Origin of the sequence: Paenibacillus sp. PSB04 (assembly GCF_025809195.1) — a bacterium.
Classification (GTDB): Bacteria; Bacillota; Bacilli; order Paenibacillales; family Paenibacillaceae; genus Paenibacillus_AQ; species Paenibacillus_AQ favisporus.
This window is the reverse complement of record NZ_CP081301.1, coordinates 4,255,732-4,270,809: the sequence shown is the minus strand read 5'-3', so window position 1 is coordinate 4,270,809 and position 15,078 is coordinate 4,255,732. Positions and strand designations below refer to the sequence as shown.

The window sequence follows — 15,078 nt, the reverse complement described above, 5'->3', positions numbered from 1 at the left end:
CGTTGTCGCAGCCGAATAATCAACCGCTAAGCGTCAATCCACCTCCAGCTCGGGGTACCTGAGCTTGACGTCCCGTTTAATTCTTTGGATGGCTTCTTCTTTCGTCTTCATCTTGTTGTTCAGGTACAGCTGCAGCACATTTTTGTAAATGTCATTGTTGATCACTGTATCAAAAGGCGTCCGCTGATAGCTCGGCACGTTTTTCGCTTCCTCGGAAAAGAACTCGAAGTGCTTCTGGTTCCCCAGGTAAGCGGAAGTCAGCGTCGGAGCCAGCTGGTCGTCCACCACCCGATTGCTCGTAAAGTAGTCTTGGTCATGGGCCAGCTCGGTCAAAAACTCGTGGTCGAAATTGTAGAAGTGGATAAATTTCCACGCCAGATCCTTGTTTTTGCTTTTGCTGTACATAGCGATATACGTTCCCCCGGAGCTGAACGAGGCCGGGCCGTGCGCGAGTCCCCATTTTCCCGACGTATCCGGTGCATTCGCCTTGAACGTGTATTGCAGCGCCCAGCTTGCGCCCGGATAGAACATCACCTCGCCCTTTTGCATGGAAGCTGCATATCCGGCGCTCCCGTCGTCAAATTCGGCCAGCACATGCCGCTGCCGCGCTTCCCTCACCATATCGAGCACCTTCAGGTAAGCGTCGTTGATGACAAGCTTGTTGTCCTTGACCCATGGAATGCCTTCATATGAGACGGAAATGGCGTTCCAATTCGCCAGGGCGTGCACTTTGCCCCCGCTTTCTTTGGCAACCCTTTCGCCGATGTCGAAAATTTTGTCCCAGGAGTCAATCTGCTTGCTGACTTCCTCCGGATCGTCTGTGCCCAAATATTGTTTAGCCAGGTCCCGGCGGTAATAAATGCCTCCAGGTGTCGCCTGGTAACCCAGTGCCTTGACGTTCCCTTCAGAGTCCTTTTCGTTGGCTTGCACGAAGGGATACTGCTCAGGAATTAGCTTGTTTGCATCGTACGGAGCCGCAGACAGGTTCTCCAGGTAGGGAACGTCTATCAGCTCACGGATGTTCCCGTTTTCGAGCATGAACACGTCCGGTGCCTTGGAAGCCGTCTGCAAGGCGGATTTCAGCTTGGTGATGTAAAAGTTGCCGGGGATGTTGACGAAGTTCACCTTGACCCCGGGGTACTTCTTCTCAAACTTATCAATGGCGTAATTCGCCTCATCGGTAAAGCTCCATACGGTAATTTCCTGGCTTGAGCCCGTTCCTTTTCCCGAGACCGTACACCCGGCCAGCAGGATGGACAAGCCCAGCAGACTCAGCATAAAGGTATATCCCCAATGATTTCTTCTCATGAGCACCCGTCCTTTGCTTTTCGCTTGATGTTGGTCAATCCCAGGATAACAACTAGTCCCCCCTCATCCACGATTAAAAAGGAAACGCTTACATCTAAGTTTGTTATCATTTTATGGGATTTTTGCCGGCCGGGCTCATCGGATATTGGTCTGGATTGTTCATTTATTGCGCAGTCCTGCCGCTTCGCTTGCGAAATTCGGATGGCGTGCAGCCATTGTACTTTTTAAAAATGCGGTTAAACGAGTTCAGATTGTTAAATCCGTTCCGCACAGCGATCTGCAGAATGGATTCAGAACCGCCTAGCAGCTCCCATTTAGCCTGTGCAATCCGGTATTGATTCAAGTAATCCATAACCGTCATGCCGCGGGCTTCCTTAAACAGCTTGCATAAATAAAATTTGTTAAAGTTCGTATGGTCGGCAATGTCATCCAGCTTCAGCGGCTGGTCGTAGTGCCTTTCTAGATACTCGCACACCGCCTCAATAAAGGCGAATTTTTTGCTCTCGGAGCTGGCGCCACCTGGATAATCATCCTCCATTTGCCCCGGCTTGAGCCGGATCAAACGAACGATCAGGTCGTACAACCTTGCTTTCATGGACCATTTATAACCGGGCTGCCTGCCCGATTCTTCTTCAGCAATCGCTTTCATCATCAGCGCCAAATTTGCCTTCTGCACTTGATGTGCCGGAATGACGGTATTGTGCGAAACGAGCGACTTTAAGCTTTGCTCATCCGGGCCGCTGGGGTTCGTTCCTGTTAAAAAGTGCATGCGAAATACGATAATCAGCAGCTTGCCGGTGCCGGGCAGAAAAGAATGGACTTCACCCGGCTTGATCATCAAAATCTCCCCTTTCTTCAGCTCACATAAGTGATGGTTCAGTTCGATGCGCGCCCCGCTTTCGGCCACATATACAATTTCGACTTCTTCATGCCAATGCGGCGCAAAAAGAAACGTTTCTTCTGTCTGAACCACACGAATCGGAAAATCTTCGTCCATCAGTCCTCTTTCCAGAAATGAGGTCATCGTTCCCATAACATCCCCCACCTTCCCTAGAATGAAACGTTCTGCTCTTTCTATTGTAGCAAAATCCTAGACCGGTCAGCATCATCACCCAGATGATCCCATAATTAGAAAAACAACATATCCCTCTTAATATGATATGGGTGGATTGCAAAACAGCCCCTTCTAGATGATTATTTACAGCGGTTAATGGATCCGGCTCCTTTGGCGCTAATGCCTGAAATGACGAAGTCCCTTCTATAAAAAAAGAAAGAGCCGCATGAGGCGGCTCTTTCCTTGAGTTACTTCTATACTATGATGATAACTTAGCGGCGTGGTGCGATCACGTGAATCGGATTGCCCAGCGCAAGCTCGGCGGTTTCCATCACGATTTCGCCCAGCGTTGGATGCGCATGGATCGTCAAAGCGATATCTTCCAGCGTGGCGCCCATTTCGATAGCGAGGCCCAGCTCAGCGATCAGGTTGGAAGCTTCCACCCCGGCGATGTGGCATCCCAGCACGAGCTGAGTTTCCTCGTCAAACACCAGCTTCACGAAGCCGTCCGCAGCGTTGAGGGACAAAGCGCGTCCGTTGCCCGCAAATGGGAACTTCGCTGCTTTTGCTTTGTAGCCTTTTTCTTTTGCTTCTTTTTCGGTGTAGCCTACGCTCGCGCATTCAGGATCGACGAATGCTACAGCAGGGACGACTTTGTAGTCCACGACGGAAGGATGTCCGGCGATGGCTTCAGCCGCTACTTTACCTTCATAGGAAGCTTTGTGTGCCAGCGCAGGGCCTTTAACGATGTCGCCGATTGCAAAAATATGCGGCTTGTTCGTACGTCCTTGATGATCGACTTTGATCAGACCCCGGTCATCCAATTCGATACCGATCAGGTCGAGTCCGAGCTCTCCGTCGGTGTTTGGACGGCGACCAACCGTAACGAGCAGGTAGTCGGCAGTCACTTCTTTCGTTTCGCCGTTCACGGAGTATTTCACCGTAACTTCGCTGTCGGTTTGCGTCGCGCTTTCCGCTTTGGCGTTTGTGATGATTTCCACGCCGGTTTTGGTCATGCTCTTCACAACGAGCTTCGTCATGTCCGGATCGAATCCGTTCAGGATGGAATCCAGTCCTTCGATGATCGTTACTTTTGTTCCGAATTTAGAGTACATTTGGCCAAGTTCGGCACCGATGTATCCGCCGCCGATGACAACCATGCTCTTCGGAATTTCAGGCAGGCTCAGCGCTTCTGTCGAAGACAGGATGCGGCCGCCGAACGGGAACGCTTTGAGCTCGATCGGACGGGAGCCGGTAGCGATGATGCAGTTTTTGAAACGGTAGCGAGGGGACTCGTGTTCGTTGAACACGCGCGCCTCGTTTTCGTTAATGAACATGCACTCGCCGTTGAAAATTTCAACCTTGTTGCCTTTGAGCAGGCCGGCAACGCCGCCGGTCAGCTTTTTCACAACGCCATTTTTGAATTCCTGGGTTTTGCTAAAGTCCACTTTCACGTTCTCAGCAGTTACGCCGAAAGATTCGCCGTGAACGGCAGACTCATATTGATGAGCAGCTGCAATCAGGGCTTTGGAAGGGATACATCCGCGGTTCAAGCACACGCCGCCCACTTCGGATTTATCCACAATCAGAACCTTTTGTCCTAGCTGTGCAGCACGGATAGCTGCCACGTAACCGCCGGGACCAGCACCAATCACTAATGTATCGATATCGAGAGAAGCGTCACCTACTACCATATCTTACACCTCCATAACCAGCAGCTCAGGGTTGCTGAGCAGTGATTTAATATAGTTCATAAAGTTTTGGGCTGTAGCACCATCGATGATGCGGTGGTCAAAGCTCAGGGACAGGGCCATAACTGGAGCTGCCACGATTTCGCCGTTCTTCACGACAGGTTTTTCGGTAATGCGTCCGGTACCCAGGATCGCCACTTCAGGGAAGTTGATGATCGGAGTAAAGAACATGCCGCCGGCGGAACCGATATTGGTGATGGAGATCGTGCTGCCTTTCATTTCTGCCGGAGCCAGTTTGCCGTCACGGCCGCGTGCCGCAAGGTCACGGATCGCGTCAGCGATCATCCAGATGCTCTTACGGTCGGCATCTTTGATGACCGGTACGATCAGACCGTTATCCGTATCGGTTGCGATACCGATGTTGTAGTACTTCTTGTAGACGATTTCGTTGTTTTCTTCGTCGATCGTCGCGTTCAAAGCAGGGAATTGACGGCTGGCCGCCACAAGCGCTTTGACGATGAACGGCAGATAAGTGACCTTCGTGCCTTTCTTCTCGGCGATCGGTTTCATGCGGGTACGGAATGCCACCAGCTCGGTTACGTCCACTTCGTCCATGATCGTAACGTGCGGAGCTGTATAAGCCGATTTTACCATGGCGTTAGCGATCGCTTTACGGATTCCTTTGAACGGTACGCGCTCTTCTTCAGCACGCGGATCTGCAGCAGGCGCTGCCGCCGCTGCAGGAGCCGCCTTGTCTTCAGCTTTCGCTGCTGCAGGTGCTGCCGCTTGACCGCCGCCGTTCTTGAAGGCTTCAACGTCTTCTTTAGTCACTTTACCGTTGTTGCCCGTTCCGCTCACTTGCGTGATGTCAACGCCTTGCTCACGCGCAAACTTGCGCACGCTTGGCGTAGCCAGCACTTCTTTGTTCGGAGCTGCAGGAGCCGGAGCTTGGTCAGCGCCGCCTTCTTTGGCATCAGCAGGGCTGCTTGCCGCAGGGGAAGAAGTTGTATCCGCGCTGCCTTTTGCTGCGTCTGCTTCTTGGGCACCGTGATCGCCGGCAGGAGCTTCCTGCTCAGGCACTTCGCCTTCCGCATCGATAATGGCGACTACTTCGCCCACACGGCACACCTGTCCGTCCTTCGTGAATACTTCCTGTACTGTGCCGTTAACCGGACAAGGCACTTCTACAACCGCCTTGTCGTTCTGCACTTCCATAATGATGTCGTCGTCTGTTACTTTATCGCCGGGCTTGATATGCATTTTGATAATTTCGCCTTCATGCAAGCCCTCTCCCAGTTCGGGGAACCGATATTCAAATTTTGCCACGTTACTACCTCCCTATTGAATGACTGCGATTCTTAGAATTCCATGACTTTGTTGACTGCAGCGATGACTCGAGCCGGTGTAGGAAGCCATGTATCTTCGATTTGGGCAAAAGGATATACCGTGTCAGGTCCAGCTACGCGCAGTACTGGAGCTTCCAGGTGAAGAATCGCTTTTTCGTTGATTTGAGCAATGACCTCAGCCGCTACGCCGGAAGTTTTTTGCGCTTCCTGTACGACGATGGCACGGTTAGTTTTCTTGATCGATGCAACGATCGTATCGATATCCAAAGGATTCAGCGTACGCAGGTCGATGATTTCGGCTTTGATGCCTTTTGTTTTCTCAAGCTCTTCCGCTGCTTTCGTAGCGGTATGAACCATCATGCCGTAGGCGATGATCGTCACGTCGGAACCTTCGCGGACCACGTTAGCCTTACCCAGCTCAACGACGTAGTCCTCTTCAGGAACTTCGGCGCGGAACGCGTGGTACAGGTTCAAGTGCTCCATGAAGAACACCGGATCGTTGTCGCGAATCGCCGCAATCATGAGGCCTTTGGCGTCGTAAGGGTTCGACGGCACTACCACTTTAATACCCGGTGTTTGAACGGCCAAACCTTCCAGGGAATCGGTGTGAAGCTCAGCCGCTTTAACCCCGCCGCCAAACGGTGTGCGGAATACGATCGGCGCGTTGTAGCGTCCGCCGGAACGGAAACGCATGCGGGCTGCCTGTACAAACATTTGGTCGAGCGCTTCAAAGATAAAGCCGACAAACTGGATTTCGGCTACCGGACGGAAGCCTTGGATCCCGAGGCCTACAGCCAGGCCGCCGATCGCGGATTCAGCCAGAGGCGTGTCAAAGACGCGTTCCTCTCCGAATTCTTTTTGCAGCCCTTCCGTCGCACGGAATACGCCGCCGACATTACCTACGTCCTCACCAAACACAATCACGTTCGGGTCACGCTTAAGTTCCACGCGCAGCGCATCGCGGATTGCTTCCTTCATATTCATTTGTGCCATTGCTTCATTTCCTCCTTAAACATTCGTTAAACTACGCAAAACGGATCAAACGATTTATTGGAAATCGGCCTTTTGTTCTTCCAAATGTTTCGGTGTTTGTTCGAACATGCTGTCGATCAGGCCGGGAACGGTCATTTTTTGAGTCTGTTCCGCTTTTTTGATCTCTTCGTTTACTTTCGCTTTGGCTTCCTCTTTCACGCGGGCCGTGTCTTCTTCCGACCACAGGCCTTTCTTCTCCAGGTACTTGCCGAGGCGCGCGATCGGATCCTTCGCGTTCCATTCTCCTTCTTCGTCCTTCGTGCGGTATTTGGTTGCATCGTCGGACAAGGAGTGCGGACGGTACCGGTAAGTTACACCTTCGATCAAAGTTGCGCCTTCGCCGTTGCGTGCTAGCTCAGCAGCTTCTTGAACAGCACTAATAACGGCAAGCACGTCCATACCGTCGACTTTTACGCCGCGGATACCGGCTGCAACCGCTTTGTGTGCGATCGACAAGGCTGCCGTTTGTTTTGCGAAAGGAGTCGTAATGGCGTAGCCGTTGTTTTGTACGAAGAAAATGACAGGAAGTTTGAAGCGTCCGGCATAGTTCAGGCCTTCGTAGAAGTCGCCCTCGGAAGATCCGCCGTCACCTGTGTACGTAATGACCACTTGCTTCTGCTTCTTCAGCTTGTAGCCCATGGCAATACCCATCGCGTGCAAAATTTGCGCACCGATAATAATTTGTGGCATCAAGACGTTAACGCCCTCAGGAATGCGGCCGCCTTCTTGATGTCCGCGGGAGTACAGGAATGCTTGGTATAGCGGAAGTCCGTGCCATACGATCTGCGGCATGTCGCGGTAGCCCGGGCAGATAAAGTCATCTTTCTCCAGCGCGAATTCACTGCCGACCATCGTCGCTTCCTGACCGGAAACCGGTGCGTAAAAGCCGAGACGGCCCTGACGTCCAAGGTTAACAGCACGGTCATCCCAAGTACGTGTAAATACCATACGGTACATAATTTCTTTTAACTGATCATCAGTAAGTTTAGGCATTTTCGCTTCATTAACAATTTCACCGTCCGGAGAAAGCACGGAAAGCGCTTCGACTTCCTCGGTGTACACTTCATAAGGAACCTTGCTCATTCTCTTCACCTCAACAAAAAAATTTGAATATCAAGTTCCGCTGTTATAGAATTATTATACACCTGTTTTATTCGTTTCGTCAAAGCTATTGCGGATTAAATTTCAAAATATTTGCGCTTTGTATGTATAACAGGCGAATGTATTTTGTATAACAGACAGAAAGCTTTGACTGGAACAGGTACAAAATCGGCAAACATGGGTTATAGTAACTTATTGTTTTCCCGATTGCAAAAATTAACCGCACGAAAGGTGATCATGAATGACGGATTCAAAATACTTGAAACGAACCATTCACAAGGAACAACTGGAGAGCCGCTTTTTGAACGAAAGCCGTAACCTGCGCGTGTATCTCCCGCCTGGCTACCACGAGGTCGTCAGCTATCCGGTCGTCTACTGCCAGGATGGCGAGGAATTTTTTAATTTCGGCCGGATCGCGACCATCGCCAATCAGCTGATTCTGGACGATCTCGCCGAACCCTTCATCGTCGTAGGCGTCGAGGTCGACACCTCCGTGCGAACCGAAGAATATGCGCCGTTCGGAAGCCGGTTCGAGGCCTACACCCGGTGCTTTGCCGAAGAAATTATTCCCTTCATCGAGCAAAAATATCCCGTGCGGCAAGACCCCGGGCAGCGCGTACTGGCCGGCGACTCGCTGGGAGGATGCGTTTCGCTCCACCTGGCTATGAACTATCCGGAGATGTTCCACCGGATTATCAGCTTGTCCGGCGCTTACTATACGGACACCCAGGAAATCGTAGCCGAAAGCGACGACTTGTCCTGGCTCGATGTCTACATGATCGTCGGCCTGCAGGAAACCCATTTCGAGAGCGACCTTGGAGTCTACAACTTCGTCGAGATTAACCGAAGCATGAAAGAACTGCTGTTGGACCGCGGTGCAACCGTTCGGTATACCGAGAAAGACGGCAAGCATATTTGGGGCTTCTGGCAAAAAGAACTGCCGGATGCACTGCTCTATTTTCTTCGCGCCTGACCCATTACCCTCTATTGAACAGCACAAAGGTGAACATGTTCCGGTATGAATGCTAATGCAGCAGCCACAGCTCAGCCGACGTTCACCTTTTTTATCCCCGCAAGTGGTTACGCTTTCAATTCCAGCCTGAAAAAACGGCAGTGCGCCTGCCGCTTTCCTTTTTGATCATAACCTCGTTCGGGCGTGTCTTTTCTATTATAGCTTTTCTTGGCATATTTTGTCCAAAAGTACCTGGCAGCCCGCGTCCATCAATTCGTAAACCAGCTCGAAATTCCCCGTATAATAAGGGTCCGGCACTTCGCGAAGCTCATGATCCGGTAGCAGGTCCATAAACTTCAGGACGGTCGCCTGTTCTCCCCCCGGAAGCTTGCGCAGGTTCGCCGCGTTGCTGTCATCCATGCAGACGATGTAGTCGAAAGTTTCGAAATCGCTGCTCGCGACCTGCCTCGCCTTCATTCCCGCATAACTGATCTTGTACTGATCCAGCATCCGCCGGGTTCCTTCATGTGGAATCTTGCCGAGGTGCCAGTCCCCCGTGCCGGCGGAATCCACGCTGATCTTTCCATCCAGCCCTGCCTCGCCCACTTTATGTCTCAGGATCGCCTCAGCCATCGGTGAGCGGCAAATGTTGCCCAAACAAACAAATAAAACGGAAATCATGTCAGTCTCGTCCTCCTAGCTTTATGCTGATTCCTTGTGCCGTTCGTCGCGGATGACGGGCTGTATGGCAGATGGCTGCAGCGAACGCCGCGGGAGCTTCCATTTATAGAAAACAGACAGCATCCGGAACACCACCACCGCCGCAAACAAAACGATCACTTCCAATGTAGTCTGGATCCAATGCAGTCCGATGGCTACTCCGGCCAGCATCGCCCATACGGCATATATTTCATCTCGAAGCACAAGCGGCTTCCTTCCGGCGAGCAGGTCCCGGATAATTCCTCCCCCAATGCCTGTCAACACGGCGGCAACAACGACCGCGCTGAGCGGATGATGCATGTTGGCGGCATACAATGCGCCTTGGATCGCGAAGGCTGACAATCCCACCGCATCCAGCAGCGCCTCCGCCCTTTTCCAGTGCCTAATCCAGTTTACAGGCAGCAGGAAAGCGACGATCACCGCCACGATCGCCAATTTGATCAGCAGTCCCTGGCTCCAGAGTGTCGTCACCGGCACACCGATCAGCACATTGCGGATGACCCCGCCGCCGAAGGCAGTCACCAGGCCGAGAACCAAGATCCCCAAAATGTCGTACTCTTCCTCCATGGCTACGAGCGCACCGGACATGGCGAAAGCAATGGTGCCGATCATGCTGAATAGTTCAAAAACGTGCATGTCCACTTTATTTCTGACCTCTCCCTAACATATGCTGTCATCCATTGTAGCCGCTGCCGGCCGAATTGTGCAACCATCTATTCTGATTTATACTAGAATAACTTCCAAGCCCTTTCGAAAAACAGCGAATTAAAGGGCTTGCCAAGAGCCGTCAATGCGACAATCGGAGGTAAATAGGATGGAACAGAAACGGGTATTGATCTTTTCCGGAGGCGATCTGCACAAGCAGTACTTGAAGGAAATCAGGCCTTCCGACTTTTTGATCGGTGCCGACCGGGGAGCGTTATTTTTAATAGAAAACAATTATAAGCCTGATCTGGCTGTAGGTGATTTTGACTCCATATCTCCGGCTGATTTGCAAAAGGTTAGGAGCGGCAGCAAGCAGCTCATTGATTGCGATCCCATCGACAAGGATTTGACCGATACGGAGCTTGCGCTGGACCTTGCCATCAAAGAACAGCCGGATATCATTCTGCTGATGGGAGTGACAGGATCGAGGCTCGACCACACGTTAGCCAATATCCAGATGATGAACCGGGTATTGCAGCACCACATCTCCTGCGCCCTGCTGGATCGTAACAATTATATGACACTCACCGGCTCTTCCATTGAGGTCCAGGACAGAGGGTATAAGTATGTTTCCCTGCTGCCTATGACTCCCGAAGTGACCGGAATTACATTAACAGGATTCCAATACCCCTTGGACAACGCCACGCTTAAAATGGGAGAATCCCTCGGCATCAGCAACCAATTAACCGGTTCCCAAGGCACAATCACCGTGGAAGGCGGACTCTTGCTGGTCATCCAGAGCAATGATTAAAATAGCAGCAGCTTTTGTTTGACAACAATTTTGTAACCGATATGAAAATTGCAAAAAACAATGAAAACCCTTGATTTATCAAGGGTTTTTTTATTTGCTTCAAGGATGGGTAAATGTATTTCTTAATTTTTTGTAACTTTTAATCGTTTTTTAATAAAAGCCCATTTCCCTTACAGCCACAACGTTTTGTTACACATCATCCAGAATTTAGGTTGTTTCAAAGCTGTTATACTCGGAGACGAGCTTGAGAGAAAACGAAATTTGGAGGTAATACAACATGAACAAACAACTGATCCAAAAAGTAGTAACCGTAGGGTTATGTGCATCTATAGGTTTTGGTGGAATGATCGCAACGAGCGCACAGGTAACGGAAGCCTCTGCAGCTAACACTCAAGTTGCAACGACATCGACAACGACTGGTCAAAAAGTCGTAAATTACGGTAAACAATATATGGGTACTCCATACAAGTTCGGCGCTTCGACCAGCACAACAAGAAATTTTGACTGCTCTTCTTTTATGAAGCATATCTTTAAGAAGTACGGCGTAAACTTGCCGCGTACTTCTGTGGCGCAATCCAAAGTCGGAAAAGCCGTATCGAAAGCAAACCTGAAGCCCGGAGATCTCGTATTCTTCTCCAGCGGCAGCAGAGCCAACGGACATAACGTAACTCACGTGGCGGTGTATGCCGGCAACGGTAAAATTCTGCACACGTACGGTTCTCCCGGCGTAACGATTTCCAATCTGAACTCCGGCAACTGGAAGAGAACTTATCTGAAAGCACGCCGCGTACTGTAGGTTATAATAGACATCAACGTGGAAGGCTGGTAGTCCTGTAGGACTATTGGCCTTCTTTTATTATATAACCCACTCCGCGCACGGTGTGAATCAGTTTTTGCTTAAATCCGCGGTCAACCTTTTTCCTCAAATGCCGGATATATACATCCACGACATTGGTCACCATATGAAATTCGAATTCCCATACATACTTCAAGATGTCTTCACGGCTGCACACTTGGTTGACGTGCCTGGCCAGATACAGCAGCAGGTCATATTCTTTTGCGGTCAGTTCAATAGGGATTCCACCGCGCGTTACCGTCCGGCTCTTGGGTTCGATGTCCAGGTCGGCAATCGTGACCGTCTGTCCGTACTGCTCTTCGATCAGCCCGAATAGCGACAGCAAATTGCGGATCCTGGCTAGCAGTTCGTCGGTGTCGGCAGGCTTTTTCAGCACGTCGTTTGCGCCTGCACGGAAAAGCCTGGACACAGGCAGGTCCATATTGGACGGCGTCAAAACGACGGCGGGGAACCGCCGGCCCTTCTGCTCACGCTGGACGGTGCGAATGAGCCGGGTTAAAGGCACAGCGGAGTCGGTCAAATCCATGAGCAGCAGGTCGACCGGATGGCTGCGCGCGTATTGAGCAGCTTCTTCTTCGTCCCCGGCAATATATATTTCGAACCGCTCTTCCAGAAGAGCGTCAACGACCTCACTTTCCCTCGCCAGCCCCATAGCCAGGATGCTTTCGTGCATGTCAGCCCACCGACTTTTTTAGTATTAATGACGTGCGGTCAGTACCACTTGCTCCGGCGATCACGCCGATTGCTTCCCTTTAGGGTGGCCACAAAATAAAAAACCATTCCGGAGTACGGAATGGTCTGAATTTGAAAATGATACCTTTTACCCAAAATACCGATGATACAGCGACCTGGCCTCGGGAATATCCTTGGTGCCGTGCACCAGCACCCTCCCGTCGGCAAAGATGACCATCCGCTTCGATTCCAATTGAAATGATACCAGAAAAGGGTTGGCGTCGATGATGCCCTCTCCGAGCTTGGACAGCCTGTCGGCCGTTTCCGCCAAATCGAGTGACCGCTTGCTTCCGGGACGGATCTGGACGGTGTCGCGCCCGCAGAGCACGTCGGTTTTCTCCAGATTTGAAGCTGACAGGTAGGGGTATGTCCGCTGATGTCCACAGGTCGGGCAATCCTCCATTTTTGCATGGTCAACGCCGATTGTGATCCACTCGTTGCGCCATAGGTCAAAGGACACCAGTTTGTTCGATAGCGCCTCGGGATGCCCGCTTAATAGCTTCATAGCCTCCGTAGTCTGGTGGGCCGTCACCATCTGTACAGCCTGTGGAATGATGCCCACTGTGTCGCAGGTGTCTCCACCGAGCGGGACTGTGCCCAGCAAGCAGTTCAGACATGGCGTCTTGCCGGGAAGAATGGTGTAGGTGATGCCATAGCTGCCGACACAGCCCCCATATATCCAGGGAAGGTCATGCTTGTGAGCCAGATCGTTGATCAGTAGACGGGTATCGAAATTATCGGTACCGTCCATGATCAGATCCACTCCGCGGACCAGCTCCTCCAGCTCATCGACGCGCACATCCATAATGTGGCTGTCAATGACAATCTCCGAATTGATCGCCTCTAGGCGCTGCTTGGCCGCTACCGCCTTCGGCAGCCGCCGCCGGGCGTCTTCCTCGGAAAACAGCTGCTGCCGCTGAAGGTTGCTCCATTCCACGTAATCCCTGTCGGCGATCGTCAGATGCCCCACCCCGGAACGGGCCAGCGTCTCGGCGATCGAAGTGCCAAGCGCCCCCGCGCCGATAATGAGAACGTGGCTGCCCGCCAGCCTCTGCTGGCCTTCCCTGCCCAAGGGGGCAAACCGCTCCTGCCGGGAGTAACGGTCTCCTGTATGTTGCATCGCTCATCGTTCCTTTCATAAAAAGCCGCAATCCCGAAGGAAAGCGGCTATCATATGCTTTTGGTTATTGTCGTTACGAGTGCTCGATATTTACAGGGCAGTTAAGCCCGCTGCGCGGACCACTCTTCCACGTTCCAAATTTTGGTGACCCAATCCTCATAAAAATCCGGTTCGTGGGAAACGAGCAGCACCGTCCCCTTAAATTCCTGAAGGGCGCGCTTCAGCTCGGCTTTGGCCACGACGTCAAGATGGTTTGTCGGTTCGTCAAAGAGGATCCAGTTCGCTTCACGCATCATCAGCTTGCACAGCCGCACCTTCGCCTGCTCGCCGCCGCTGAGCATATTGAGCGGACGCGTAATGTGTTCGTTCTTCAGGCCGCAGCGGGCCAAGTGAGCACGGACTTCGTGCTGGTTCAAAGACGAGAACTCATTCCATACGTCGTCAATCGGCGTGATGTTGCCGGGGCGGACCTCCTGCTCAAAGTAGGCCGGATACAGAAAATCGCCAAGGTACGTTTTGCCGCTGATCGGCGGGATTTTACCCATGATCGTCTTCAGGAGCGTCGATTTGCCGACGCCGTTGCAGCCGACGATAGCGATTTTTTCCCCGCGTTCGATCGTCATGCTCATTTTGGGAAGCAGGGCGTGGGTATAACCGATCTCGAAATCGATCCCTTCAAACACCGTCTTGCCGCTGGCCCGTGCCTCTTTAAAGTTAAACACCGGCTTGGCCGCTTCTTCCGGACGATCGATCCGCTCGATGCGCTCCAGCTGCTTCTCCCGGCTCTTCGCCCGGCCGGAGGTCGAATAACGCGCCTTATTCCGCTGGATAAAGTCTTCCTGCTTCTTGATAAATTCCTGCTGCTTCTCATAGGCGTCGATATGCTGATTTTTTGAAATATCCGCCATCTCCAAAAACTTCTCGTAATTGGCCGAATACCGGGTCAGTTTAGCGAATTCCAGATGGTAAATGACATCGACGACCTGGTTCATGAACTCCGTATCGTGGGAGATCAAGATAAAGGCATGCGGATAATCCTTCAGATACTGGGTCAGCCACTCGATATGCTCCACGTCCAAATAGTTGGTTGGCTCGTCGAGAAGAAGAACGTTCGGTTTCTCGAGCAGCAGCTTGGCCAGCAGCACCTTGGTGCGCTGACCACCGCTGAGGGCGGCTACGTCCCGGTCCAGCCCAATCGCATTCAGGCCAAGACCGTTTGCCATCTCTTCCACTTTGACGTCGAGCATGTAGAAATCGCCGATATCCAGCTGTTCCTGAATATCGCCCATCTGCTCAAGCAGCAGCTCCAGCTCTTCGGGAGACGCATCGGCCATTTTCTCGGTGATCTCCATCATCTCTTTTTCCAGCTCGAGCAGCGGCAGGAAGGCATCCTTAAGCACATCGCGGATCGTTTTACCCGGCGTCAGCTTCGTATGCTGGTCCAAATAACCGTAGCGGACCTTCGGCGTCCATTCTACCTTGCCGCTGTCCTTCAGCAGCTGCCCCGTCAAAATATTCATCAAGGTTGACTTTCCGACACCGTTGGCACCGACGAGACCTACATGTTCGCCGGCCAAGAGGCGGAAGGATACGTTTTTAAACAACGTGCGTTCCCCGAAATTGTGGGAGACGTTTTCAACTGTCAATAAGCTCATAGCTGCTTTTTGCGCTCCTATCTATGATAAAAATTCAATTTAAGCATCAAGTCAT

Annotated in this window: 14 protein-coding genes; 3 read left to right on the top strand and 11 right to left on the bottom strand. The window is 51.8% G+C overall.

The features are described 5' to 3' along the window. Positions 1 to 33: 33 nt before the first annotated feature. The 6 genes from K2F33_RS19830 to pdhA form a co-directional block, all read right to left on the bottom strand. A complete protein-coding gene (locus K2F33_RS19830) occupies positions 34 to 1,308 on the bottom strand; it encodes an ABC transporter substrate-binding protein (protein ID WP_244364426.1) in 1,275 nt (424 codons plus the stop codon). A gap of 163 nt (positions 1,309 to 1,471) precedes the next feature. Beyond that, positions 1,472 to 2,341 carry an AraC family transcriptional regulator gene (locus tag K2F33_RS19825; protein ID WP_212967974.1) on the bottom strand — a complete coding sequence of 290 codons (870 nt, stop codon included), beginning with the start codon at positions 2,339 to 2,341 and terminating at the stop codon, positions 1,472 to 1,474. Positions 2,342 to 2,634: 293 nt separating this feature from the next. Further along, positions 2,635 to 4,056, bottom strand: coding sequence for a dihydrolipoyl dehydrogenase (gene lpdA / locus K2F33_RS19820; RefSeq protein WP_076171339.1), 1,422 nt, complete (start codon positions 4,054 to 4,056; stop codon positions 2,635 to 2,637). 3 nt (positions 4,057 to 4,059) lie between these two features. Then, on the bottom strand, positions 4,060 to 5,379 hold the full coding sequence (locus tag K2F33_RS19815) for a dihydrolipoamide acetyltransferase family protein (protein ID WP_263878331.1): 1,320 nt from the start codon (positions 5,377 to 5,379) through the stop codon (positions 4,060 to 4,062). 32 nt (positions 5,380 to 5,411) lie between these two features. Then, a complete protein-coding gene (locus K2F33_RS19810; protein WP_076171334.1) occupies positions 5,412 to 6,392 on the bottom strand; it encodes an alpha-ketoacid dehydrogenase subunit beta in 981 nt (326 codons plus the stop codon). 54 nt (positions 6,393 to 6,446) lie between these two features. Continuing rightward, entirely contained in the window at positions 6,447 to 7,514 is a 1,068-nt protein-coding gene (gene pdhA, locus K2F33_RS19805) for a pyruvate dehydrogenase (acetyl-transferring) E1 component subunit alpha (RefSeq protein WP_212967973.1), read from the bottom strand. A gap of 259 nt (positions 7,515 to 7,773) precedes the next feature. On the opposite strand from pdhA, the gene K2F33_RS19800 reads away from it, so the two are divergent. Beyond that, positions 7,774 to 8,505, top strand: a complete 732-nt coding sequence (locus tag K2F33_RS19800) for an alpha/beta hydrolase (protein ID WP_076171330.1) — start codon at positions 7,774 to 7,776, stop codon at positions 8,503 to 8,505. Between the two features lie 195 nt (positions 8,506 to 8,700). Here the strand turns inward: K2F33_RS19800 and K2F33_RS19795 are convergent, their stop codons facing one another. Continuing rightward, entirely contained in the window at positions 8,701 to 9,165 is a 465-nt protein-coding gene (locus tag K2F33_RS19795) for a low molecular weight protein-tyrosine-phosphatase (protein WP_263878330.1), read from the bottom strand. Between the two features lie 21 nt (positions 9,166 to 9,186). Beyond that, on the bottom strand, positions 9,187 to 9,840 hold the full coding sequence (locus K2F33_RS19790; protein WP_089550280.1) for a trimeric intracellular cation channel family protein: 654 nt from the start codon (positions 9,838 to 9,840) through the stop codon (positions 9,187 to 9,189). Between the two features lie 178 nt (positions 9,841 to 10,018). Between K2F33_RS19790 and K2F33_RS19785 the strand changes: the two genes are divergently transcribed. Together K2F33_RS19785 and K2F33_RS19780 are read left to right on the top strand one after the other, a co-directional pair. Next, positions 10,019 to 10,660, top strand: coding sequence for a thiamine diphosphokinase (locus K2F33_RS19785; RefSeq protein WP_076171326.1), 642 nt, complete (start codon positions 10,019 to 10,021; stop codon positions 10,658 to 10,660). A 277-nt stretch (positions 10,661 to 10,937) separates the two neighbouring features. Beyond that, the gene (locus K2F33_RS19780; RefSeq protein ID WP_089547886.1) at positions 10,938 to 11,456 is read left to right on the top strand and encodes a C40 family peptidase; all 519 of its coding nucleotides are present in this window, start codon (positions 10,938 to 10,940) and stop codon (positions 11,454 to 11,456) included. 43 nt (positions 11,457 to 11,499) lie between these two features. Here K2F33_RS19780 and K2F33_RS19775 read toward each other — a convergent pair whose 3' ends face one another. From K2F33_RS19775 to K2F33_RS19765, 3 genes are all read right to left on the bottom strand, one after another. Then, positions 11,500 to 12,189 carry a response regulator transcription factor gene (locus K2F33_RS19775; RefSeq protein WP_263878329.1) on the bottom strand — a complete coding sequence of 230 codons (690 nt, stop codon included), beginning with the start codon at positions 12,187 to 12,189 and terminating at the stop codon, positions 11,500 to 11,502. Positions 12,190 to 12,336: 147 nt separating this feature from the next. Continuing rightward, a complete protein-coding gene (locus K2F33_RS19770) occupies positions 12,337 to 13,368 on the bottom strand; it encodes a thiazole biosynthesis adenylyltransferase ThiF (RefSeq protein WP_263878328.1) in 1,032 nt (343 codons plus the stop codon). 101 nt (positions 13,369 to 13,469) lie between these two features. Further along, complete coding sequence (locus tag K2F33_RS19765) at positions 13,470 to 15,023, bottom strand: ABC-F family ATP-binding cassette domain-containing protein (protein WP_076171317.1); 1,554 nt, start codon at positions 15,021 to 15,023, stop codon at positions 13,470 to 13,472. Positions 15,024 to 15,078: the final 55 nt, after the last annotated feature.